Origin of the sequence: Catellatospora paridis, assembly GCF_009720365.1 — a bacterium.
GTDB lineage: Bacteria > Actinomycetota > Actinomycetes > Mycobacteriales > Micromonosporaceae > Catellatospora > Catellatospora paridis.
Genome location: NZ_WBZD01000038.1, coordinates 1 through 22,880, shown reverse-complemented (window position 1 = coordinate 22,880; position 22,880 = coordinate 1). Strand labels below are relative to the sequence as shown.

General features: G+C 72.2%; 22 protein-coding genes and 1 riboswitch. Of the genes, 9 read left to right on the top strand and 13 right to left on the bottom strand.

Annotated features, from left to right (window positions below):
• Positions 1 to 192 precede the first annotated feature (192 nt).
• The 3 genes from F9C41_RS36300 (at position 193) to F9C41_RS36290 (ending at position 2,962) form a co-directional block, all read left to right on the top strand.
• Positions 193 to 1,536 (top strand): MFS transporter, encoded by a 1,344-nt coding sequence (locus F9C41_RS36300; RefSeq protein ID WP_155391382.1) that lies wholly within the window; start codon positions 193 to 195, stop codon positions 1,534 to 1,536.
• 251 nt (positions 1,537 to 1,787) lie between these two features.
• Entirely contained in the window at positions 1,788 to 2,381 is a 594-nt protein-coding gene (locus tag F9C41_RS36295; protein WP_155391381.1) for a malonic semialdehyde reductase, read from the top strand.
• A gap of 53 nt (positions 2,382 to 2,434) precedes the next feature.
• The gene (locus F9C41_RS36290) at positions 2,435 to 2,962 is read left to right on the top strand and encodes a MarR family winged helix-turn-helix transcriptional regulator (protein ID WP_155391380.1); all 528 of its coding nucleotides are present in this window, start codon (positions 2,435 to 2,437) and stop codon (positions 2,960 to 2,962) included.
• Here the strand turns inward: F9C41_RS36290 and F9C41_RS36285 are convergent.
• Positions 2,959 to 3,303, bottom strand: a complete 345-nt coding sequence (locus tag F9C41_RS36285) for a type II toxin-antitoxin system PemK/MazF family toxin (RefSeq protein ID WP_196280101.1) — start codon at positions 3,301 to 3,303, stop codon at positions 2,959 to 2,961. The genes F9C41_RS36290 and F9C41_RS36285 overlap by 4 nt on opposite strands.
• Positions 3,242 to 3,502, bottom strand: a complete 261-nt coding sequence (locus F9C41_RS36280) for a DUF6364 family protein (protein WP_155391378.1) — start codon at positions 3,500 to 3,502, stop codon at positions 3,242 to 3,244. Before F9C41_RS36280 ends, F9C41_RS36285 begins: the two co-directional genes overlap by 62 nt.
• 317 nt (positions 3,503 to 3,819) lie before the next feature.
• Here F9C41_RS36280 and F9C41_RS36275 point away from each other — a divergent pair, with 317 nt between their 5' ends.
• The 6 genes from F9C41_RS36275 to F9C41_RS36250 all read left to right on the top strand — a co-directional run bounded on the left by F9C41_RS36275 (position 3,820) and on the right by F9C41_RS36250 (position 12,367).
• The gene (locus F9C41_RS36275; RefSeq protein WP_155391377.1) at positions 3,820 to 5,961 is read left to right on the top strand and encodes a molybdopterin oxidoreductase family protein; all 2,142 of its coding nucleotides are present in this window, start codon (positions 3,820 to 3,822) and stop codon (positions 5,959 to 5,961) included.
• Complete coding sequence (locus F9C41_RS36270; RefSeq protein WP_155391376.1) at positions 5,958 to 7,448, top strand: FAD-dependent oxidoreductase; 1,491 nt, start codon at positions 5,958 to 5,960, stop codon at positions 7,446 to 7,448. Before F9C41_RS36275 ends, F9C41_RS36270 begins: the two co-directional genes overlap by 4 nt.
• 71 nt (positions 7,449 to 7,519) lie before the next feature.
• Positions 7,520 to 10,009, top strand: coding sequence for a nitrite reductase large subunit NirB (nirB, locus tag F9C41_RS36265; RefSeq protein ID WP_155391375.1), 2,490 nt, complete (start codon positions 7,520 to 7,522; stop codon positions 10,007 to 10,009).
• Positions 10,006 to 10,356, top strand: a complete 351-nt coding sequence (gene nirD / locus F9C41_RS36260; protein WP_155391374.1) for a nitrite reductase small subunit NirD — start codon at positions 10,006 to 10,008, stop codon at positions 10,354 to 10,356. Before nirB ends, nirD begins: the two co-directional genes overlap by 4 nt.
• A 19-nt stretch (positions 10,357 to 10,375) precedes the next feature.
• On the top strand, positions 10,376 to 11,464 hold the full coding sequence (locus tag F9C41_RS36255) for a uroporphyrinogen-III synthase (protein ID WP_155391373.1): 1,089 nt from the start codon (positions 10,376 to 10,378) through the stop codon (positions 11,462 to 11,464).
• 27 nt (positions 11,465 to 11,491) lie between these two features.
• A complete protein-coding gene (locus tag F9C41_RS36250; RefSeq protein WP_155391372.1) occupies positions 11,492 to 12,367 on the top strand; it encodes a hypothetical protein in 876 nt (291 codons plus the stop codon).
• 34 nt (positions 12,368 to 12,401) lie between these two features.
• On the opposite strand, the gene F9C41_RS36245 is transcribed toward F9C41_RS36250, so the two are convergent.
• The 11 genes from F9C41_RS36245 to F9C41_RS36195 all read right to left on the bottom strand — a co-directional run bounded on the left by F9C41_RS36245 (position 12,402) and on the right by F9C41_RS36195 (position 22,482).
• A complete protein-coding gene (locus F9C41_RS36245; RefSeq protein WP_155391371.1) occupies positions 12,402 to 13,178 on the bottom strand; it encodes a hypothetical protein in 777 nt (258 codons plus the stop codon).
• 165 nt (positions 13,179 to 13,343) lie between these two features.
• Positions 13,344 to 14,876, bottom strand: a complete 1,533-nt coding sequence (thiC, locus tag F9C41_RS36240) for a phosphomethylpyrimidine synthase ThiC (RefSeq protein ID WP_155391370.1) — start codon at positions 14,874 to 14,876, stop codon at positions 13,344 to 13,346.
• 17 nt (positions 14,877 to 14,893) lie between these two features.
• A complete protein-coding gene (gene thiD, locus F9C41_RS36235; RefSeq protein WP_155391369.1) occupies positions 14,894 to 15,679 on the bottom strand; it encodes a bifunctional hydroxymethylpyrimidine kinase/phosphomethylpyrimidine kinase in 786 nt (261 codons plus the stop codon).
• A gap of 132 nt (positions 15,680 to 15,811) precedes the next feature.
• Complete coding sequence (locus F9C41_RS36230) at positions 15,812 to 16,456, bottom strand: thiamine phosphate synthase (RefSeq protein ID WP_407924776.1); 645 nt, start codon at positions 16,454 to 16,456, stop codon at positions 15,812 to 15,814.
• Positions 16,453 to 17,223 carry a thiazole synthase gene (locus tag F9C41_RS36225; protein ID WP_155391367.1) on the bottom strand — a complete coding sequence of 257 codons (771 nt, stop codon included), beginning with the start codon at positions 17,221 to 17,223 and terminating at the stop codon, positions 16,453 to 16,455. The genes F9C41_RS36230 and F9C41_RS36225 overlap by 4 nt, the downstream gene beginning before the upstream one ends.
• A 5-nt stretch (positions 17,224 to 17,228) precedes the next feature.
• On the bottom strand, positions 17,229 to 17,429 hold the full coding sequence (gene thiS, locus F9C41_RS36220) for a sulfur carrier protein ThiS (protein ID WP_407924775.1): 201 nt from the start codon (positions 17,427 to 17,429) through the stop codon (positions 17,229 to 17,231).
• Positions 17,429 to 18,475, bottom strand: coding sequence for a glycine oxidase ThiO (thiO, locus tag F9C41_RS36215; RefSeq protein ID WP_155391365.1), 1,047 nt, complete (start codon positions 18,473 to 18,475; stop codon positions 17,429 to 17,431). The genes thiS and thiO overlap by 1 nt, the downstream gene beginning before the upstream one ends.
• Positions 18,469 to 18,581, bottom strand: a riboswitch (TPP riboswitch). It overlaps the preceding gene by 7 nt.
• A gap of 183 nt (positions 18,582 to 18,764) precedes the next feature.
• Positions 18,765 to 19,391, bottom strand: coding sequence for a thiamine phosphate synthase (gene thiE, locus F9C41_RS36210; RefSeq protein ID WP_230690273.1), 627 nt, complete (start codon positions 19,389 to 19,391; stop codon positions 18,765 to 18,767).
• A gap of 68 nt (positions 19,392 to 19,459) precedes the next feature.
• Positions 19,460 to 20,053 (bottom strand): MBL fold metallo-hydrolase, encoded by a 594-nt coding sequence (locus tag F9C41_RS36205; RefSeq protein ID WP_155391363.1) that lies wholly within the window; start codon positions 20,051 to 20,053, stop codon positions 19,460 to 19,462.
• A 90-nt stretch (positions 20,054 to 20,143) separates the two neighbouring features.
• Positions 20,144 to 21,850: an ABC-F family ATP-binding cassette domain-containing protein gene (locus F9C41_RS36200; RefSeq protein ID WP_155391362.1), complete on the bottom strand. Its 1,707-nt coding sequence runs from the start codon at positions 21,848 to 21,850 to the stop codon at positions 20,144 to 20,146.
• Positions 21,851 to 21,867: 17 nt separating this feature from the next.
• Positions 21,868 to 22,482 (bottom strand): class I SAM-dependent methyltransferase, encoded by a 615-nt coding sequence (locus F9C41_RS36195; RefSeq protein WP_230690272.1) that lies wholly within the window; start codon positions 22,480 to 22,482, stop codon positions 21,868 to 21,870.
• Positions 22,483 to 22,880 lie beyond the last annotated feature (398 nt).

Sequence of the window (22,880 nt, the reverse complement as noted above, 5' to 3'; positions counted from 1 at the left end):
CAACAGCCGCTAACGATACCCGGTGCCCCGCGGCGAGGTCAAAACGGCCTGCTTGCCTAGTGGTATGCCGTTCGATGTCCGATTTCGCGGCCCCCGCTCACAGCGATCGAGGCCGCACGGTGCGGCAGGGTTCACACCACGGGTACGCGCATCGGAACAACGTGGCAATCACACGTTCGTAACCTGCTGGCCATGACCGCCATCGCGCCTGCGCCGCCGGCATCGAAGCCCGCCGCGATCAGCAACTGGGACCCCGAGGACCCGCAGTTCTGGGCCTCCACCGGCCGCCGAGTCGCCCGGCGGAACCTGGTCTTCTCCATCTTCGCCGAGCACCTGGGGTTCTCGGTGTGGACGCTCTGGAGCGTCGTGGTGGTGGCGATGCCGGCCACCGCCTTCCCGTTCACCGTCGACCAGAAGTTCTGGCTCGTCGCCCTGCCGAACCTGATCGGGGCGCTGATGCGCATCCCGTACACCTTCGCGGTGACCCGGTTCGGCGGGCGCACCTGGACCATGATCAGCGCGCTGCTGCTGCTGATCCCGATCGCGGGCATGGTGTTCGCGGTCACCGCCAAGCCGCCGTACTGGGCGGTGCTGCTCGTCGCCGCGACCGCCGGCCTGGGCGGCGGCAACTTCGCCTCCTCCATGACGAACATCTCCTTCTTCTACCCGGAGAAGGAGAAGGGCGTCGCGCTCGGCCTGAACGCGGCCGGCGGCAACCTCGGCATCAGCGTGATGCAGCTGGTGGTGCCGATCGCGCTGTCGTTCGGGCTGGTGTACGGCGGCCTGATGTGGCTGCCGCTGGTGCTGGCCGCCGCGCTCTGCGCACGCCTGTTCATGAACAACCTCGAGGTGGCGAAGTCGCCGCTGAAGGCGCAGTTCGCCACGGTCAAGCGGGCGCACACGTGGATCATGTCCTTCCTCTACATCGGCACCTTCGGCTCGTTCCTGGGCTACTCCGCCGCCTTCCCGCTCGTGCTCAAGCTCCAGTTCCCGCAGGCTCCCACCGCCCACCTGGGCGCGGCGACGATCACTCTGGCGTTCACCGGCCCGCTGGTCGGCTCGCTGACCCGCCCGTTCGGCGGCTGGCTGTCGGACAAGGTCGGCGGGGCCCGGGTCACGGCGGCCTGCTTCGTGGTGATGGGCCTCGGCTCGTACGGCGTCATCACCGCGGTCCAGGCCAAGAGCATGGCCGGTTTCCTGTGCGCGTTCCTGCTGCTGTTCGCGGCGGCCGGCGCGGGCAACGGGTCGACCTACCGCATGATCCCGGCGATCTTCGCGGCCACCTCGGCCGATCTGGCCACCGCGAAGCGGGAGTCGGCGGCCACGCTGGGCATCGCCGGCGCGGTCGGCGCGCTGGGCGGCTTCTACCTGCCCCGGGCCATCAGCGACTCGATCAACGCGACCGGCGGCATCGGCACCGCCTTCGGCTGGTTCGCAGTGATGTACGGCACCTGCCTGGCCGTCACCTGGTGGTGCTACCTGCGCCGGCGCGTCCTGGTGGCGCAGGCCCCCAGCCTCGCCCACGCGGGCGTCTGACCCTCCATCCCTCCCCCACCCCCGACCCCGGCCGCCTCCGGGGTCGGGGCCTTTCGCCCTCGATCATCCGAGTTGCCAGGCAGGTGGGCGTATCTTGAGCACGGATACGCCCACCTGCCTGGCAAATCTGCTGATCAAGGCGGGTGCGGTGTCGGGTACGCCACAGCGTGGTCTCTTGCGAAATAGTTGAAGGTTCACCAAAGTTGGTGACAGGTGGCTGACATGGCCAGACCGACTTCGGAGGAAACACAATGTCGCTCGTTCTCGACAACCACGCGCAGGAGCTGCTGTTCCGTAGTGCGCGCACCGCCAACACCTTCACCGACGAGCCGGTGACCGACGAGCAGGTGCGGGCGATCTACGACCTGGTCAAGTACGCGCCGACCTCGCTCAACATGCAGCCGCTGCGGGTGGTGCTGGTGCGCTCCGAGCAGGCCCGCGAGCGCCTGGTCGAGCAGATGGCCGACGGCAACAAGGCGAAGACCGGCAAGGCTCCGCTGGTGGCGATCCTCGCCGCCGACACGAACTTCCACGACCGGCTGCCCGACCTGTTCCCGCACGCCCCCGGCATCCGCGACTGGTTCACCGGCGACGACGCGGCCCGCGCCAACACGGCGCAGTTCAACGCCGCGCTCCAGGTGGGCTACTTCATCCTGGGCGTGCGCGCGGCCGGACTGGCCGCCGGCCCGATGACCGGCTTCGACGCGACCGGCATCGAGAAGGAGTTCTTCGCCGACGGCGAGCACAAGGTGCTGGCCGTGGTGAACATCGGCAAGCCGGGCGAGGGCGCCTGGTTCGACCGCAACCCCCGGCTCGACTACGACGATGTCGTAAAGACGGCCTGATAGAGACGATGAGGGGTGGGGACCTCTGTCCCCACCCCTCTAGGGTGTGATTCATGGCGACCACCGCAACCCAGACGACGGCCGTCCCCTGGCTGACCGAGCCGGAGCAGGCGGCATGGCGCAGTTTCATCACCACGGCGAAGCTGGTGATGGCAGAGCTTGAGCGCGGGATGACGCAGCACGACCTCTCGGGCACCGACTACGGCGTGCTGGTGAGCCTCTCCGAGGCGCCCGACCGGCGCCTGCGCATGTCGGAGCTGGCACAGGCGATGCTGCTGGAGAAGAGCCGGCTGTCACACCAGATCACCCGGATGGAGCGGGCCGGGCTGGTGCGCCGGCAGAGCTGCCCGTCCGACCGGCGGGGACAGTTCGCCGTGCTCACCGACGAGGGGTGGGAGACGATCCAGCGAGTCGCGCCGTATCACGTCGAGCTGGTCCGTGCGATCTTCATCGACCGGTTGACACCGCAGCAACTGGCACAGCTGACGGAGCTGTTCACTCCGCTGCACACCTCGATGCGGGCGCAGTGCCCCAAGGAAGAAGCCGACTGTTCAGGCGACGACCTGACCGCAGGCGACTAGAGGTCCTGGATGATGCGCAAGGCCCGGCCGACCCTGCGCATCGTGTCGGTGTCGACGACGTCCACCATGTCGGTGAACCACTTCTTCATGGGTGACGACACCCGGTCGGGCATGATGATCAGCTCGCCCATCGGCACCGCCAGCGGCGAGTCGCGGAGCTCGTCCTCCTCGACGACCTCCGCGACGATGACGATCGGCACATCGGTGCTGTTGTACACATCCGAGCTGATGATCAGGCCGAGCCTTTCCCGGGCTCCGTCGATACGCCAGATCTCGCCTCTACGCAGCACGCCGCCCCCGTCCTGACAGTTCCAGGCGTACCAATTCGACTTCGCGCTCATCGTCCAGCGCGTTCTTCTCCAGCCGGTCGATGCCCGCCCGGCGCACCACGTCCGCGTGCGCGGTGAACAACTCCCGCAGGGCCTTCTCCCGCGCGGCTTGGTCCATCCAAGCCGACAGCGACAGCCCGTCGCGCTCGGCGTACCGGCGCGCTTCCTCAATCGTCTCGTCCGTGAAGGACAGCGTTACTTTGGCAGTCATGCCGATTAGATTACGCCCGGTGTGACCACGAGTCATCCTGTTCTTCATGCCAGATCCGTGAGTGAAAATAGCCCATTCTGAGCACTTTCACGCACTGTGACGTCATCGTAACCGTAAGCGCCCGGATGGGGTAATCAACCATTCGGACGATCATCATCGTCACTGGACGGCCGACCCCGTAAAACGCCTTCTCCGGCGGGCCCTTCGGCGTGGCCACCGTCACCAACAGCGCTTTCGCGGGCGACGTGCGCCGCTCTTAGCAGGTTGGAAACACGGGGGACGCCGCAGCGAAACTCCCGGACCGCAGGATTTCGCACATGACGCCCTCGGCCCCACCCGCCACTCGAGTAACGGCATTGCCGTTGCTCGAATCCGCGCGTGAGGTCGCCACCCACTGCCCGTACTGCGCATTGCAGTGCGGGATGACGCTGCGCGAGACCCCGCAGGGGCGGGTCGAGGTCGCCGCCCGCGACTTCCCCACCAACCGCGGCGGGCTCTGCCAGAAGGGCTGGACCTCGGCCGAGCTGCTGGACCACCCCGAGCGGCTGACCACCCCGCTGATCAAGGGACAGCCGGCGACCTGGGACGAGGCATACGACTTCATCGTCGACGGCGTCCGCCGGGTGCAGGACGCGCACGGGCGCGACGCGGTCGCCGTGTTCGGCGGCGGCGGGCTCACCAACGAGAAGGCGTACACGCTGGGCAAGTTCGCCCGGGTCGCGCTGCGCACCGCCAACATCGACTACAACGGCCGCTTCTGCATGAGCTCGGCGGCGGCCGCCGCCAACCGGTCCTTCGGCATCGACCGCGGGCTGCCGTTCCCGATGGCCGACATCGCCGGCGCCGACACCCTGCTGCTGATCGGCGCGAACGTCGCCGAGACCATGCCGCCCTTCGCGCGTTACCTCACCGAGCAGCGCCAGGGCGGCGGCACCCAGATCGTGGTGGATCCGCGGGCCACCCCGACCGCACGCGCGGCCACCCTGCACCTGCAGCCCACCCCCGGCACCGACCTGGCGCTGGCCCTGGGCCTGCTGCACATCGTGGTCGCCGAGGGCCTGACCGACCCGGCCTACCTGGCCGAGCGCACCACCGGCTGGGACGCGGTCCGCAAGACCGTCGCCGGCTACTGGCCCGCCCGGGTGGAGCTGCTCACCGGAGTGCCCGTCGCCGACCTGGAGGCCACCGCGCGGGCGCTGGCCGCCGCCGGCCGCGCGATCATCCTGACCGCGCGCGGCGCCGAGCAGCACGCCAAGGGCGTCGACACGGTCACCGCCTTCATCAACCTGGCGCTGGCCCTCGGCCTGCCGGGGCGGCCCGGCTCCGGCTACGGCTGCCTCACCGGGCAGGGCAACGGCCAGGGCGGCCGCGAGCACGGGCAGAAGGCCGACCAGCTGCCGGGCTACCGGAAGATCGACGACCCGGCCGCGCGGGCGCACGTCGCCGGCGTGTGGGGCGTCGACCCCGACAGCCTGCCCGGTCCCGGCCTGTCTGCGTACGAGCTGCTCGACGCGCTCGGGCAACCCGGCGGGCCGAAGGCGATGCTGGTGTTCGGCTCCAACCCGGTGGTCTCCGCGCCCCGCGCGGCCCGGATCACCGAGCGGCTGAAGTCGCTGGACCTGCTGGTCGTCTGCGATTTCGTGCTCAGTGAGACCGCCGCGATCGCCGATGTGGTGCTTCCCGTGGCACAGTGGGCCGAGGAAGACGGAACCATGACCAATCTGGAGGGCCGGGTGCTGCGGCGCCGGGCTCTTCGCAAGCCACCGCCAGGGACAGGGACGGATCTGGCGGTGATGGCCGAGCTGGCCTTCCGGCTCGGCCGAACCGGGGACGGTCGCTCCGTCACCGGTGGCGAGCGGTCCGGCGGGTTCTCCGCCGAGCCGTACGCCGTCTTCGAAGAGCTGCGGCGGGCCACCGCCGGCGGGGTGGCCGATTACGCAGGCGTCACGTGGGAGCGGGTGGACGCCGAGAACGGCGTTTTCTGGCCCTGCCCCGCGGCGGACCGGGCAGGCACGCCGCGGCTCTTCGAAGAAGGCTTCCCGACCCCGGACGGTCGCGCCCGCATGATCGCGGTGGAGCACCGGCCGGTGGCCGAGGAGATCGACGCCGAGTACCCGCTCTACCTCACCACGGGGCGGGTCCTGGCGCAGTACCAGTCCGGCGCGCAGACCCGCCGCATCGCGGCGCTGCCCGGCGGGCCGTTCGTCGAGCTGCACCCGGATCTGGCCGAGCGGCTCGGCATCGACGACGGCGACACGGTGCGGGTGCTCAGCCGCCGCGGCGAGATGATCGCGCCCGCCCGCGTCGTCACCACGATCCGACCCGACACCCTCTTCGCGCCCTTCCACTACTCCGGCACGGGCCGGGCCAACTCGCTCACCGGTGACGCGTTGGATCCGATCTCACGGATGCCGGAGTTCAAGGTCTGTGCCGTACGAATCGAGCCGGTGACACCATGAACCCTGGCAACACCGCGCGGCATGGCTCGGCCCTGCCGCCCGCCGACCGACCCCGCACCTCCCCCCACCACGTGATCGTCATCGGGTACGGCATGGCCGGGGCCCGGCTGGCGACGGAGCTGTCGGCCGCGTCCGGCGTCGAGGTCACCGTGCTCGGCGCCGAGCCGCACCGGGCCTACAACCGCATCCTGCTGTCCAGCGTGCTGGCCGGCAAGCACGGCGAAACCGACATCACGCTGACCGAGGCCGCCGGGCACGGGGTGAAGACCCGCACCGGGGTGACCGTCACCGGCATCGACCGCGCCGCCCGCACCGTCACCCTCGACGACGGCGAGGAACTGACCTACGACCACCTGGTGCTGGCCACCGGATCGCAGGCGATCGTGCCGCCGATCCCGGGACTGGAGCAGCCGCACCCGCGCGTCGCCACCTTCCGGACGCTGGAGGACTGCCGCCGCATCCTCGACGCCGCGCAGGGCGCGCGCACCGCGCTCGTGCTCGGCGGCGGACTGCTCGGCCTGGAGGCCGCCCGCGGCCTGGCCGGGCGCGGGCTGGCCGTCGAGGTCGTGCACGGCGTCGGCCACCTGATGGAGCGTCAGCTCGACCAGGGCGCCAGCGCCGTGCTGGTGCGCACCCTCGCCGAGCTGGGCGTGGCCGTGCACCTGGCGTCGTCCGCGACCGGGGTGAGCGCCGACGCCGACGGGGTGACACTGCGCCTGGACGACCGCAACCTGCGGGCCGACCTGCTGGTGCTGGCCTGCGGGGTGCGCGCCGAGACCGGTCTGGCCCGCGCGGCGGGGCTGCGGGTGGAGCGCGGGATCGTCATCGACGAGCGGCTCGCCACCTCGGACCGGCGCGTATCGGCCATCGGCGACTGCGCGCAGTTCGGCGAGGTCGTCGGCGGGCTGGTCGCCCCGGCCTGGGAGCAGGCCAGGGTGCTGGCCGCCCGGCTCACCGGGGCCGACCCCGACGCAATGTACGTGCCGAGTTCGCCGGTCACCCGGCTCAAGGCCTCCGGCATCGACCTGGCCGCGATGGGCAGCCTGCAACCCGACCCCGCCTGCGAGGACGTCAGCTTCGCCGACCCGGCCCGGGGCACCTACGCCCGCCTGGTCATCCGCGACGACCGGCTGACCGGCGCGGTGATGCTGGGCGACAACCCCAGCGTCGGCCAGGTCATCCAGCTTTTCGACCGCAGGGGCCTGGTGCCGCGCGACCGGCGCGCGCTGCTGCTCGGGCGGTCCCTGGGCGGCGTGGAGGCGCCGGTCGCCACGACCACGCCCGCGCTCATGCCCGACAACGCCACCGTGTGCCAGTGCAACACGGTCACCAAGGGCGCGCTGGTGCGCTGCTGGCGCTCCGGCGCCCGCTCGCTCGACGACGTCGTCGCCCGTACGCGCGCCACCACCGGCTGCGGCAGCTGCAAGGACGCGGTTGACGGCATCGTCGGGTGGCTGTCCACCTCAGACAGTGTGGGGGTGTCCTGAATGAGCGAACGCAGTGAGCTCATCATGCGGCTCGAAGAACATGTCGGAGCCGAGCGCAGCGAGGTGACGGCATGAAGAGACTTGTGGTCGCCGGGTACGGCATGGTGGCGCAGCGCTTCCTGGAGGCGTTCGCGGAGCGGGCCGCGGACGGCTGGTCGGTGACCGTGCTCGCCGAGGAGGACCGTCCGGCGTACGACCGGGTGCGGCTGTCGGCCTGGTTCGACGACTACGACGCCGGGGCGTTGCACCTGGGCGGCGCGCCCCACGGGGTCGCGGTGCGGCTGAACGAGGCCGTCACCGGGATCGACCGTGCCCGCAGGGTCGTGCACAGCGCCTCCGGCGAGACGCCGTACGACGCGCTGGTGCTGGCCACCGGCTCGCGGGCGTTCGTGCCGCCGATCGCCGGGGCCGACCTGCCCGGCGTCTTCGTCTACCGCACCCTGGACGACCTCGCGGCGCTGAAGGACTGGGCGACCGCGGGCGGCCGCCGGATCGGCGCGGTGCTCGGCGGCGGCCTGCTCGGCCTGGAGGCCGCGAACGCTTTGAAGCTGCTCGGCATCACCACGCACGTCGTCGAGTTCGCGCCCCGGCTCATGCCGCTGCAGGTGGACGAGGGCGGCGGCGCGGTGCTCAAGCGGCACATCGAGGCGCTGGGCGTCGCCGTGCACACCGGGCGCGGCTGCGCGGGCCTGGAAGGCGACGCCGGCGGCGTACGCCGGATGCTGTTCAACGACGGCGGCTCGCTGGACGTGGACGTGGTCGTGGTCGCCGCGGGCATCCGGCCCCGCGACGAGCTGGCCGAGCCGTCCGGTCTGGTCCGCGGCCCGCGTGGTGGTTTCACGGTCGACGCCGCGTGCGCGACCGCCGACCCGGCGGTGTGGGCGATCGGCGAGTGCGCGGCGCTGTCCCTCGACGAGACCGACGGGGTCTGCTACGGCCTGGTCGCGCCCGGTTACGCGATGGCCGAGGTGGTCGCCGACCGGCTGACCGGCGGCGAGGCGACGATGGCCCGCCCCGACACCTCCACCAAACTCAAGCTGCTCGGCGTGGACGTGGCCAGCTTCGGCGCCCCGTTCGCCGACGGGCTCGACGTGGTCGTCACCGACCAGGTCACCGGCGTGTACGCCAAGCTGCTGCTCACCGACGACGCGAAGACCCTGCTCGGCGGCATCCTGGTCGGCGACGCCAGCGCGTACCCCACGCTGCGGGCCTCGCTCGGCGGGCCGCTGCCCGCACCGCCGCTGGCGCTGCTCGCCCCGGCCGGGGACGGGTCGGCGAAAGCCGAACTGCCCGGCACCGCGCAGGTGTGCTCCTGCCACGCGGTGACCAAGGACCACGTCACCGACGCCATCGCCGGCGGCTGCACCGACGTGCCGGGCCTGAAGGCGTGCACCAAGGCGGGCACCGGCTGCGGCTCGTGCATCCCGCTGCTCAAGCAACTGCTGGCCGCGGGCGGGGTGGTGCAGTCCAAGGCGCTGTGCGAGCACTTCACGTACTCGCGCCAGGAGCTGTTCGACATCATCCGGGTGCGCAACATCCGCTCGTTCACGGAGCTGGTGACCGCGCACGGCACCGGCCGCGGCTGCGACATCTGCAAGCCCGCGATCGCGTCGATCCTGGCCGCCGTCAACAACGGCTACATCCTCGACGGCGAGGAAGCCGCGCTGCAGGACACCAACGACCACTTCCTGGCCAACATCCAGCGCGACGGCACGTACTCGGTGGTGCCGCGCATTCCCGGCGGCGAGATCACCCCAGAGAAGCTGATCGTGATCGGCGAGGTGGCCCGCGACTTCGGGCTCTACACGAAGATCACCGGCGGCCAGCGCATCGACCTGTTCGGCGCGCGGGTGGAGCAGCTGCCGCAGATCTGGCACCGGCTGGTGGACGCGGGCTTCGAGTCCGGGCACGCCTACGGCAAGGCGCTGCGCACGGTGAAGAGCTGCGTCGGCGAGACCTGGTGCCGGTACGGCGTGCAGGACTCCGTCGGCCTCGCCATCGAGCTGGAACTGCGCTACCGGGGCCTGCGCGCCCCGCACAAGCTCAAGTCCGCGGTCAGCGGCTGCGCCCGCGAGTGCGCCGAGGCCCGCAGCAAGGACTTCGGCATCATCGCCACCGAGAAGGGCTGGAACCTGTACGTCGCCGGCAACGGCGGGTTCCGGCCCCGGCACGCGGACCTGTTCCTCACCGACGTCACCACCGAGGAGCTGATCCGCACCATCGACCGGTTCCTCATGTACTACGTCCGCACCGCCGACCGGCTGCAGCGCACCGCTGCCTGGCTGGAGGCGATGGAGGGCGGTCTCGACCACCTGCGCGCCGTCATCGTCGACGACGCGCTGGGACTGTGCGAGGAACTCGACGCGCAGATGGCCCGGCACGTCGGGTCGTACGCCGACGAGTGGCAGGCCACCCTGCAGGACCCGCAGCGCCTCGCACGCTTCGTCTCGTTCGTCAACGCGCCGGGCACGCCCGACCCCGACATCAGCTTCGAGGTCGAGCGCGGGCAGAAGATCCCTGCCCGGGGTCCGGTGCCGGTAACCCTGGGAGGTGCCCGATGACCACGGCGACCATGACCGTCACCTGGACGGCGATCTGCTCGTACGCCCGGCTGGAGGCCGAGCGCGGGGTCGCCGCACTCGTCGACGGCGTCCAGATCGCGATCTTCCGTACCTTCTCCGGCGAGCTCCACGCCATCAGCAACCGCGACCCCATCGCGGGCGCGCAGGTGATGTCGCGCGGCATCGTCGGCACCCGCGGCGACGCCCCCACCGTCGCGTCCCCGCTGCACAAGCAGGTGTACGACCTGCGTACCGGCGAGTGCCTGGACGTGAGCGGGGTGGCCGTGCCGACGTATCCCATCCGCCGCAACGGCGACGTGGTCGAAGTGGCTGTGGAAAGGCCATGACCGCACCCGGCGAGACCCGATCATGAGCGAACTCGCGGGATTCACCGTCGGGGTCACCGCCGACCGGCGGCGCGACGAGCTCGCCGCGCTGCTCGAACGGCGCGGCGCGCGGGTCGTCATCGCCCCCGCGCTGCGCATCGTGCCGCTGCACGACGACTCCCAGCTGCGCGAGGCCACGCGGCGCTGCCTGGACACGCCGCCCGACGTGGTGGTCGCCAACACCGGCATCGGCATGCGCGGCTGGCTGGAGGCCGCCGAGGGCTGGGGTCTGGCCGACCCGCTGCGGGCGGTGCTGGCCGAGGCGTACATCGTGGCCCGCGGCCCGAAGGCGCGCGGTGCGGTGCGGGCGGCGGGCCTGCACGACCAGTGGTCGCCGGACTCGGAGAGCTGCGACGAGTGCCTGGCCCACCTGCTCAAGCGCGGCGTGGGCGGGCAGACGGTGGCCGTGCAGCTGCACGGCGACCAGCAGCCGGAGTTCTGCGCGTCGCTGCGCGCCGCCGGCGCCGAGGTCATCGAGGTGCCGGTCTACCGCTGGGCGCCGCCGCTGGACTCGGCCCCGCTGCACCGGCTGGTCGACCTCGTGTCGAACCGCCTGGTCGACGCCATCACGTTCACCTCGGCCCCGGCCGTCGGCGCGCTGCTGGCGGCCGCTGGGCCGGGCGGGGACGCGGTCCTGGAGGCGCTGCGGGCCGACGTGATCGCCGCATGCGTCGGGCCGGTGACGGCCGCGCCGCTGATCCGGCACGGCATCCCGGTCATCGCCCCGGCGCGGGCCCGGCTCGGCGCGCTGGTCCGCGCGATCGCCGACGAGCTGCCCCGGCGGGCGGTCACGCTGCAGGTCGCCGAGCACCAGCTGACCCTGCGCGGCCACGCGGCGATGGTGGACGGCGAGTTGCGCCCGCTGGCCCCGGCCCCGATGGCGGTGCTGCGGGCACTGGCCTCGATGCCGGGCAAGGTGCGCTCGCGGGCCTCGCTGCTGCCCGCGCTGCCGCGCGGCGCCGACGAGCACGCCGTCGAGATGGCCGTGGCCCGGCTGCGGGCCGGTCTCGGCGATCCCGCGTTCGTCCAGACGGTGGTCAAAAGGGGCTACCGGCTGCCGGTGGACTGAAACCGCCAACGGACGTATGGTCCCCGCGTGATGCGTTTCTGGGGCAGGCTGCTGGCGGCGGCGTTCGGCATGGCGGCGCTGGTCGCGGCCGCTCAGTTCGGCGTCGTTTATGGACTCGACGTGCTACGGCTGGACCGCGAGTTCACCGCGGGCACCGACAACGACTGGAACCTCCAGCTGACCTGGGTGGTGTGGTTCATCATCGTCGCCGTGGCCGGCGGGGCCACCTTCGCGGCCGGGTTGGCCCTGCGGGACCGCCGCCGCATCGGCGCCGCGGTGCGCATCGCGACCGCCCTGGCCGCGGCGCTGGGCGCGGCCGCGGCCGCCTTCCCGCTGACGCTGCAACCGGTGCAGTACGCCAAACTCAGCGCGACCTTCGACCCGGAGCTGACCGCCGCCATCGCGGTGGCCGCCGGAGTCGTCGCGGGCCTGTTCGTCGCCCTGCTGGCGGTGGGCCGCATCCCGCTGGCCGCCAACCTGTGGACCTGCACCGGCCTGGTGTGGCTGCTGGCGATCGTGTCCTACCTGGACACCACCGGGTTCGGCCGCAACCGCGACGCGCTGGGCGAGTACTACGACCCGATGCGGCTGGGCGTGCTCGACATCAGCGGCCTGCAGCCGATCCCCCGGGCCTCGTTCTCGATGCCCGTGATCGCCCTGCTGGTGGCGCTGGCCTGTGCGCTGATCGCCCGGCACGGCGGGAGGTCGCGGCTGCTGATCGCGCTGTCCGGGGCGGTCGGCCCGCTGCCGGTCGCCATGGCGTACGTCATCGGCGGCCCCGGCATCTCCCGCGCGCTCACCGACCAGGCCGACGCCTACCTGGGCGCGATGATCGCCGTGGTGGTCGGCCTGATCGCCTCGTCCATCGTCGCCCTGGCCCCCCGCCGCCCCGGCGTCCTCTGACCCGTGCGGCGACCGCCGCACGGGTCGGCCAGGTTCAGCAGGTCGGCGTCGCGTCGCAGATCCGCTGTACGGCCAGGTCCGCGAGCGCCTCGGCGCGCGCCGCGTCGAAGCTGCGAGCGAGGTCCACCGAGGCGTACGCCGCGCCCGCACGCACGAACAGCAGCAGGTGCCGCTCACCGTGCCGGACCAGCATGGACTCGTCCCCGGCGAAGCCCGACTTCAGGATCGTGAAGGTGTCGGTCGCCCCGTTCAGCTTCACCACGGCGCAGTGCTCGAACCCGGCACGCGCGTGGGCCATCGCCTGACGCGCCTGGTCGACGGAGGGCAGCGCCCAGATCCACTGCAGCGACAGGAAACTGTCCGGGCCCGCGAACACCACCTGCCGCGCGGTCTTCGCCGACATCGACGATCCGCTCGGCCCCTCCGGCGTGCCGTCCCACTGCCCGTTGCGTCGGCAGTAGTCGAGGCTGTATTCGAAGCCGTCGCCCATCGGCTCGTCGGTCAGCACCCGGAATCCGGTGCCAAGGTCGGCGGGGACGAGGAACGCTGCATCAGGCAGCTCGGTGAGCCCGACCGGTGGCGCCGACGGCGAGGCGGCCACGGTGCCGCCCGCCCCGGCCCCCGTCGGCGATGCCTGCGCCGACGATGCCTGCGGCGGTGAGGTCTGCGGCGGCGCGGCCGGGTCGCAGCCGAGCAGCCCGGCACTCACCAGCGCGCCGAGCAGGCAGGCGACCGAGGCACGGCGGATCCCCCGGCCCGGCGTGCCACGCACGATGTCGGGAGTGGACGTGTGGTTCGTGATCGTTCGCATGGGCTCTCCCCGTGTTGGATTCCACCGATGGAACCAGACACGCCCGAACACCCCATCAGGTTGCGTCGGACCCCTGCAGATCATTCGACTTGCCTGGCACCTGGTCGTATCCGGCCTCAAGATACGCACGGGTGCCAGGCAAGTCGGATGATCAAGCGGCGGTGGTCAGGCGAGGGGGAGGTAGACCTGGCCGCCGGAGGCGACGAACTCGGCGGACTTGTCGGCCATGCCCTTCGCGGCGTACTCCTTCAGCTCCTGGCTGATGCGCATGGAGCAGAACTTCGGGCCGCACATGGAGCAGAAGTGCGCGGTCTTCGCGGCGGGTGCGGGCAGGGTCGCGTCGTGATAGGAGCGCGCGGTCTCCGGGTCCAGGGACAGGTTGAACTGGTCCTCCCAGCGGAACTCGAAGCGGGCCTTGGACAGCGCGTCGTCCCAGTCCTGCGCGCCGGGGTGCCCCTTGGCCAGGTCCGCGGCGTGCGCCGCGATCTTGTACGCGATCACGCCCGCCTTGACGTCATCGCGGTCCGGCAGCCCCAGGTGCTCCTTGGGCGTGACGTAGCAGAGCATCGCGGTGCCGTACATGCCGATCATCGCGGCGCCGATGGCGCTGGTGATGTGGTCGTAGGCCGGGGCGATGTCGGTGGTCAGCGGGCCGAGCGTGTAGAAGGGCGCCTCGTGGCACACCTCCTGCTGCAGGTCCACGTTCTCCTTGATCTTGTGCATGGGCACGTGTCCCGGTCCCTCGACCATGACCTGCACGTCGTGCCGCCACGCGAGCTCGGTCAGCTCGCCGAGCGTACGCAGCTCGCCGAACTGCGCCTCGTCGTTGGCGTCGGCGATCGAGCCGGGACGCAGCCCGTCACCCAGGGAGAAGGTGATGTCGTACTTCGCGAAGATCTCGCAGAGCTCCTCGAAGTTGGTGTAGAGGAAGTTCTCCCGGTGCTTGGCCAGGCACCAGGCCGCCATGATGGAGCCGCCGCGCGACACGATGCCGGTGACCCGGTCCGCCGCCAGCGGCACGTAGCGCAGCAGCACGCCCGCGTGCACGGTCATGTAGTCGACGCCCTGCTCGGCCTGCTCGATGATGGTCTCGCGGTAGATCTCCCAGGTCAGCTTGAGCGGGTCGCCCTTGACCTTCTCCAGCGCCTGGTAGATCGGCACGGTGCCGATCGGCACGGCCGAGTTGCGCATGATCGATTCGCGGGTCTCGTGGATGCGCGGGCCGGTGGACAGGTCCATCACCGTGTCCGCGCCCCAGCGGGTGGCCCAGGTCAGCTTCTCCACCTCCTCCGCGACGTCGGAGGTGACCGCGGAGGTGCCGATGTTGGCGTTGACCTTCACCAGGAACGCCTTACCGATGATCATCGGCTCGACCTCGGGGTGGTTCACGTTCACGGGCAGCACCGCCCGGCCGGCCGCGATCTCGTCCCGCACCAGCTCGGGCGTGACGCCCTCGCGCACGGCCACGTACTCCATCTCCGGCGTGACGATCCCGGCCCGGGCGCAGCCGAGCTGGGTGACCGGCGCGCCGTGGAGCCTGCGGTCGGCCACCCAGTTCGTCCGCGGCAGGTGGTCGAAGACCCCCGGACCGGACGTGTCGTAGAGCCGGACCGGGGTGCTGCCGTCGGTCAGGTCGACCTCGGCGAACGGCACCTGGATGTCGGGGCGGGACCCCGATACGTAGACCTTGCGCCTCATGTTGCTGCCTCCTTGAGCTACAGGCGGGGAAAATGGTTCAGCGGACCGGCTCCGCTGCCGAGCCGCCACTCCGCCGCCGCCAGCAGCGCCGAGCGGACGTAGCGGTTCGCGTAGGCGATCGAGTCGTCGACCGGGTAGCCGTGCGCCAGCCGGGCCGCGATCGCCGCCGAGAAGGTGCAGCCCGTGCCGTGGTCGTTCGGTGTCTCCACGCGCGGCGAGCGCAGGAAACGCGCCCCGTTGGCGGTCCACACCGCGTCCACGACCTCCGGACCGCCCAGGTCGCCACCGGTCACCACGACGCAGGCCGGGCCGTGCGAGGCCATCTGCGCCGCCGCGCCGGCCATGTCCGCGGGGGTGCTGACCTGCCAGCCGAGCAGCGCCGACGCCTCGTCGATGTTGGGCGTGACGACGGTCGCGTACGGCAGCAGCCGCTCGATCGCGCTGACCACGCCCAGCCGCCGCCCCGTCGACGCGGTCAGCACCGGGTCGAGCACCATCTTCGGCAGCTCGCCGTTGCGGGCGCGGGCCCGGATGGTCGCCGCGATCTCCCCGCTGGCGACCATGCCGACCTTCACCGCGGCCACCGGCATGTCGTCGAGGATCGCGCCGAGCTGCGCGGCGACCACGGTGGGCGGCATCGGGTGCACGTCCGTGATGACTTTGGTGTTCTGCGAGGTCACCGCGGTGATGACGCTCGCGCCGTAGCAGTCCAGTGCCGCGAAGGTCTTCAGGTCGGCCTGGATGCCCGCGCCGCCGCTGCTGTCCGAGCCGGCGATGGTGAGGACCAAGTAGGGAGTGGTCATGCCATCTCCTCGCTGCGCTCGTCAACGGCAACGCCGAACCTGCTGACTCGCTCACTGCGTTCACTCATGCCATCTCCTCGCTGCGCTCGTCAACGGCATCGCCGAACCTGCTGACTCGCTCACTGCGTTCGCTCATGCCAGCACTCTCCCGCCGTCGCGCGATGATCCGTCGCACACGCCGTCCCATGCGGCACGCAGCCGCGCGTACGCCTGCGCGGGATCGGCGGCCCGCATCACCGCGCCCATCACGGCCACCCCGGCGACCCCGGCGTCACGGCAGGCCGCGGCCAGCTCGGGTGTCTCGACCCCGCCCAGCGCCAGTACCGGACGGCCCGCGCGGGCGGCCAGGCGGCACAGCCCGGCAGGTTCGAGCGGCGGGCCGTGACCGGGCTTGCTGCGGCTGGGGAAGACCGGCGACAGCGTCACGTAGTCCTCGGTGGACAGCCGGTCGAGTTCCGCCTCGTCGTGGCACGAGCGGCCCAGCAGCCGGGGCCGCCCCAGCGGGCCGACCGCGCCCGCGCGCAGGTGCAGCGCCTCCCCGTCGAGGGTGTCCTGACCGGCCACGATGAGCAGCCCACCGACGGGGCGGAGCAGCTCGCGCAGGGCCGCCGCGAGCCGCAGGCGCTGCGTGCGCGGCAGGTCCTTCTCCCGCAGCAGCACGATCCGCGCGCCCCCGGTCACGGCCCCGGCGACCACGTCGACCAGCGGCCGGGCCGCCTGGCGGCGGTCGGTCACCACGACCACGCCGCGCACCGCGCCGGAACGCGGCCCGGTCACCATGTCGGGAGCCCGTCCGCGGCCGTGGAGGCGAGCGCGTGGCGGCGCACCGGGATGCGCCCGGCCTGCGACGCGAGGCGTCCCGCGAGCACCGCGTGGCGCATCGCGGTGGCCATCGCCACCGGGTCGGCGGCCCGGGTCACCGCGCTGGCCAGCAGGACCGCGTCGCAGCCCAGCTCCATCGCGCGGGCCGCGTCGCTGGCGGTGCCGATCCCGGCGTCGAGGATGACCGGGCAGCGTACGGCCTCCCGGATCAGCTCGATGTGGTGCGGGTTCGAGATGCCCAGCCCCGACCCGATCGGCGCGCCCGCGGGCATCACCGCGGCGCAGCCCAGGTCGGCCAGCCGCCGGGCCAGGACAGGATCGTCGGTGGTGTACGGCAGCACGGTGAACCCGTCGTCGACCAGCCGCTCGGCCGCCCGCAGCAGCTCGACGGCGTCGGGCAGCAGCGTGCGGTCGTCCCCGATCACCTCCAGCTTGATCCAGTCGGTGTCGAAGGCGTCCCGCGCCAGGTGCGCCGTGCGCACCGCGTCGGCGGCGGTGTAGCAGCCCGCGGTGTTGGGCAGCAGCCGCACCCCGCAGCGCTCCAGCACGTCGAGCAGTCCGGCCGGCAGGCCGGGGTCGATGCGCCGCAGCGCCAGGGTGACCAGCTCCGTGCCGCCCGCCAGCAGCGCCTGCTCCAGCGAGTGCAGGCTGCTCGCGCCGCCGGTGCCGAGGATGAGCCGGGAGCCGAACTCGACTCCGCCCAGTACGAACCGGTCGTCCATGCCGGTCAGCCGCCCTGCGCCGCGGTGAGGACCTCGACCCGGTCCCCGTCGAGCAGCCGGTGCGCGGGCCAGTCGGCGCGTCGCACGACCTCGCCGTTGACCGCGACGGCGACGCCGCGCGACGGCACGTCGAGGATGGCCATCAGGTCGGCGACGGTCTCGCCGCGCTTGGTGGGGCGGGGTGTGTCGTTCACGACCACGGTGATCATTCGATACCTCCGGCGGTCAGGCGCTGCGGGGTGAAGGGTTCCCACAGCAGGGGCAGCGTCGCGCCGTCGACCAGGTCGGCGACGGCTGACGCGGTGTACGGGGCGGCCAGCACGCCGTGCCGGTAGTGCCCCGTGGCGACCAGCACACCGGGTGCCAGCTCGCCCACGATCGGTCCGTTGTCGGCGGTGCCGGGCCGCTGTCCCACCGACACCTCGACCAGTGCGTGCTCGGCCAGCTCCGGCACCAGGTCGGTGGCCGCGCGGAGCAGGTCGCGTACGCCGCCCGCGGTGGCGTGGCCGTCGGCCCGTTCCTCGACCGTCGCCCCCACCAGCACTTCCCCGTCGCGGCGGGGCACCACGTAGACGGCGTGGCCGTCGGCGTACCCCCGGATGACGTGGCGCGGCGCGGCCTGGCCGCGCAGCCGCAGGACCGCGCCCTGCACCGGCCGCACCGGCAGCCCGCCCAGCGCGGCACTGGCGCAGCCCGCGGCGAGCACCACCACGTCGGCGTCGAGATCGGACAGCCTGCGTACGGCTTCCCGGCGCACCGGGACCAGCTCGCACAGCGCGGCCACCACCCGGCGCGGATCGACCTGGTGATCCGACTCGACCAGCACGCCCCGTGCCCGCGGGTGCAGCAGCGGCTCCCGCTCGCGCAGCCCGTCGCCGTCGAGCGCGACCACCTCCGCGCCCAGTTCCCGCTGGTACGTCCACAGCCGGCGCAGCTGCGCGAGGTCGTCGGCGGTCAGCCCGACCTGCAACGTGCCCTCGGTCCGGTGCCCCAGCTCGTGCCCGGTCGCCGCGGCCAGCTCCGCCGCGTACCCCGGCCAGCGCCGGGCGCACTCCAGCAGCAGCGCGGTCAGCTCCCGCTCGCCGAAGTAGGACTCCCCGACCGGGGCCAGCATGCCCGCGGCGACATGGGACGCGCCGCGGCCGGGATCGGGGTCGTGCACGGTGACGGCGTGCCCGCGGCGGGCGCACTCCCAGGCGATGCTGAGCCCGATGATGCCGCCGCCGACGACGGATACGGAAAGGGGTGCCACCGCGGCCTCCTCCCTGCGCCGGCATTACCCGGATCAGGTTCTACGGTCGGGAGCGAGGATCAGCTCCCCTCTCAGCCCGGTTCACCGGGCTCCCGTGGGGTTCTTGGTTCAATGTGGTTCACGCGTTACAGGTGTGTTGCCGTCTGTGACGACTGTCGGGAGCGTAACCCCGTCCGCACCTCGAGGCAACCCGTGCCCGGCCCGCCGCGACCCTCGCCACACCCGGCCCGCGTCGCGACGGCGCGCCCGGCACGTGTCCTGGGCACGCCGGACACCCTCCGGCGTCGCTTCAGGACGCGACGGCGGCGAGCAGCTCCGCGACGGCATAGGACGGGTCGGCGGCGTCGGAGACCGCGCCGATGACGGCGACCCCATGGGCTCCGGCTGCCCGCAACTCGGGCACGCGGGCGGCGGTGATGCCGCCGATGGCGATGATCGGGGTGCCCGCGCACTGCCGGGCCACCGCACGCAGGCCCTCGGGGCCGATCGACACCGGCAGACCGTCCTTCGAGGACGTCGCATAGCAGGGGCCGACTCCCAGGTAGTCGGCCCCGTCGCCGACCGCGCGCAGGGCGGTCGCGGGCAGCCGGGAGGTCGCGCCGAGCACTGCGGCCGGGCCGAGCAGCCGCCGGGCCGCCGACACCGGCAGATCGTCCGCGCCCACGTGGCCGCCGGCGGCCCCGGTCGCGAGCGCGACGTGCAGCCGGTCGTTGACCAGCACCGGGACCCCGGCCGGGCGGCACAGCGCGACGATCTGGTTGGCCAGCTCGTACGCGAGCCGGTCGGTCCAGTCGTCCGCCGGCCGGAACTGGATGACCAGGTCGGGCGTGGCCACGCGCAACGCGGCCCGCACCAGGGCGACCGGATCCCTGCCGGGCCTGCCGTCGGTGATCAGATGGAGTCTCCCCAGCGCCATGCCCATACCCTATCGATTCTCATCGGTGAATGGGATGCGCCCTCCCGTGACAGCCGCCGTCCACCGGGCTAGCGGGGAGTGGTGCCGTCCGGCGTGAACGGCGCACCGTGGCCGGGCACCACGAGGTCGGCCACGGCCAGCACGCGCTCCCGGCTGGCCCGCAGCTGGTCGCGGTCCGGCGCGACCGGGTCGTCGGCCGGCCCGTCCGCCCGCCACCACAGGTCGCCCGCGAGCGCCACGACGCCCTCCGGCGTGCCGACGAGCAGGGTGATGTCCTCGTGGCTGTGGCCCGGCGTGCTGATCAGCCGTACGGAGTCGGAGAACACGTAGCCCTCGGCGTCCCGGTCGGTCCACTCGTGACCCCGGTAGATCGCCTTGTGGTCGTGCATGCGCGCCGCGGTGAACAGCCCGGCATTGATGACGTTGTCCGGGTGGTGGTGGCTGAGCACGACGTCGGTGACGTCGGACGGCTCCAGCCCGAGCGCGGCGAGCGCATCGGGGATGACCGAGGCATGCGCGACCATGCCCGGGTCGAACACGATGCGCAGGTCGCCGTCGAGGACCAGGGAGACGGTCGCGGCCACGCCGGGGCCGGTCGACGTGGTGTATCCGGTAGCCAGGATGTGGAGGGCGGCGGCACGGCCGAGGGGTGCGTCGTTCATGTGATCATCATCGTGGGCCATGCCGATCTTGACGAGTGGCACGGATGCCACCGATCGCCGGAAACGTGCCAACATCGCACGGGGCAGCGGTCAGCGGACGTCCCAGACGGGCTCGGGGGTCTCCACCACCTCGTTGTCGGCCTGGAACAGCAGGAAGCGGTCGAAGCCGCGGGTGAACCAGCGGTCGTGGGTGACCGCCACGACGGTGCCCTCGAAGCCGAGCAGGCCCTGTTCCAGAGCCTCGGCACTGGCCAGGTCGAGGTTGTCGGTGGGTTCGTCGAGCAGCAGCAGGGTGATGCCGCTCAGTTCCAGCAGCAGCACCAGGAAGCGGGCCTGCTGGCCGCCGGACAGCGTGCCGAAGCGCTGCTCCGCCTGTTTGGCCAGCTCGTAGCGGTCGAGCACCTTGTAGGCCGCCTCGCGGGCCAGCGACGGCCGGTGTGTGTCACCGCGCCACAGGATGTCGATCAGTTCCTTGCCGGCCAGGTCGGGCCGGTCGTGAGTCTGCGAGAAGTGGCCGGGCACGACCCGCGCGCCGAGGCGCACGACGCCGGTGTGCTTGACCTTCGCGTGTGTCGCGCCGTCGGCCGAGCGCCCGGAGTCCTCGCCGCCGTGCGCCTGCTGCGCCAGCAGGCGCAGGAAGTGGGACTTGCCGGTGCCGTTCGCGCCGAGCACCGCCAGGCGGTCGCCGTACCAGAGCTCCAGGTCGAACGGGAAGGTCAGGTTCTCCAGCTCCAGCTGCTCGCAGATGACGGCGCGCTTGCCGGTGCGGGAGCCCTTGAGCCGCATCTGGATCTGCTGGTCCTTGGGCGGCAGCGGCGGCGGGCCGTCCTCCTCGAACTTGCGCAGCCGGGTCTGCGCAGCCTGGTAACGCGAGGCCAGGCCGTCGTTGTACGCCGCCTTCTGCTTGTACATCAGCATCAGCGTGCGCAGCTTCTCGTGCTCCTCGTCCCAGCGGCGGCGGCGCTCCTCCATGCTGTCGTGCCGGGCGACCCGCGCCTCGTGCCACGACGCGAACGAGCCGACGTGCGTCCAGGCGCTGCCGCCCTCCACCGCGACCACCCGGTCGGCGGTCTGGTTGAGCAGTTCCCGGTCGTGCGAGACGTAGAGGACGGACTTCTTCGACTCGCGCAGCCGCTGCTCCAGCCAGCGCTTGGCGGGCACGTCGAGGAAGTTGTCCGGCTCGTCGAGCAGCAGCACCTCGTCGGTGCCGCGCAGCAGCAGCTCCAGCGCGAAACGCTTCTGCTGGCCGCCGGACAGGGTGCGCACCGGCCGGTCCCGGCACTCGTCCCAGGACAGGTTCAGGATGAGCGTGGCGACGGTGTCGAAGAGCACCTCGGCCTCGTACCCGCCGGCCTCGCCGAACGCCGACAGCGCCTCCGCATAGCGCAGCTGCGCCTGCTGGGCGCTGCTGGTCAGCTTGCCCCGCGAATCCGCCACCCGCATGGCCTGCTCCGCCTTGACCAGGCGCGCGCCCGCGGCCTGCAGCCGCGGCTCGACCAGCCCGAGCGCCATCTCGGCCAGCGTCATCTCGGCCCCGCCGGGCACCCCGGTCGCGGCCGAGGAGCCCAGCATGCCGATGAACTGGCGCATCACGCCGAGGCCGCCCGAGCGCGCGATGCCGCCGGTGGGCACCGGCAGGTCGCCGGAGACCATCCGCAGCAGCGTCGTCTTGCCGGCCCCGTTCGGGCCGACCAGCGCCACCTTGGCCCCCTCGCCGACGCGGAACGACACGTCGGAGAAGAGTTCGCGCCCGTCCGGCAGCGTGTACGCCACGCCGGCCACATCCACGTATCCCACGCGGGAATACTGCCTGATCAGACCGGCCGGGGGCGAGTCACTTTCAGCACCCGGAAACCCGACCCGCTGGCGTGCCGGTCGGCCTGCCAGCCCTGGGCGGCCAGCCACTGCTGCAGCGAGTCGGCGCCCTTGTGCTTGGCGACGACCAGCCAGGCCGTGCCGTCCGGGGCGAGTCGCGGCAGCCAGCGCAGCAGCAGCTGGTGCAGTTCCTCCTTGCCGACCCGGATCGGCGGGTTGGACCAGATCTGCGCGAACTCGACGTCGGCCGGCACCCCGTCCGGCTCGGCGACGTGCACCCGGTCGGCCACCTTCAGCCGCTGCGCGTTCTCCTCGGTGAGGTCGCGGGCGCGCGAGTTGACGTCGACCGCCCAGATCTCGGCCAGCGGAGCCCGGGTGGCCAGCACCATGGTGATCGGGCCGTACCCGCAGCCCAGGTCCAGAAAATTTCCGGCGGTGCCCGGCGCGGGCAGTTCGCCCTTCTTCAGCAGCACCGTCGTGCCCGGGTCGAGGCGGGTGGCGGAGAACACACCACCCGCTGCTACCAGGTCGTACTCCTGTCCCTCGATGGTGAAAAAGACCTCGCGCGGGCGCGCCGACGCGCCCGGATCTGCAGTGAAGTAATGCTCGCCCACCCGCACATTCTCCCCCGAACGGACGGACTCGACGGCCGCAGGGTTATTGGCGACTGTGTCGTCCATTACGCTGTGCGACATGGCTCACGGCTACGGCACCGGTTCGGGGGACTGGCCGCCATCTTCCCGTCGTGACCCGCGCGACCGAGACACGCCCGGTCCCCGCTTACCCGGGGACACGGGCGCCGGTCGGCACGGGTCACTACGCGACAGTGCCCATAACTCTGAGTCACCAAGTCGGACGGGAGCCGCCGACGGGACAGGCCGGCGCCGCGCACCCGAACCCCCGCAGAACCCCGACCGCTTCGACGGGTTCTCGGAGCGCAAGCCCCCGCGCGAGCATCCCGGTGCGGTCCCCGGCCGTCCCGGTGCCGCGGCGCCCGGCCGGACCGGCGGGC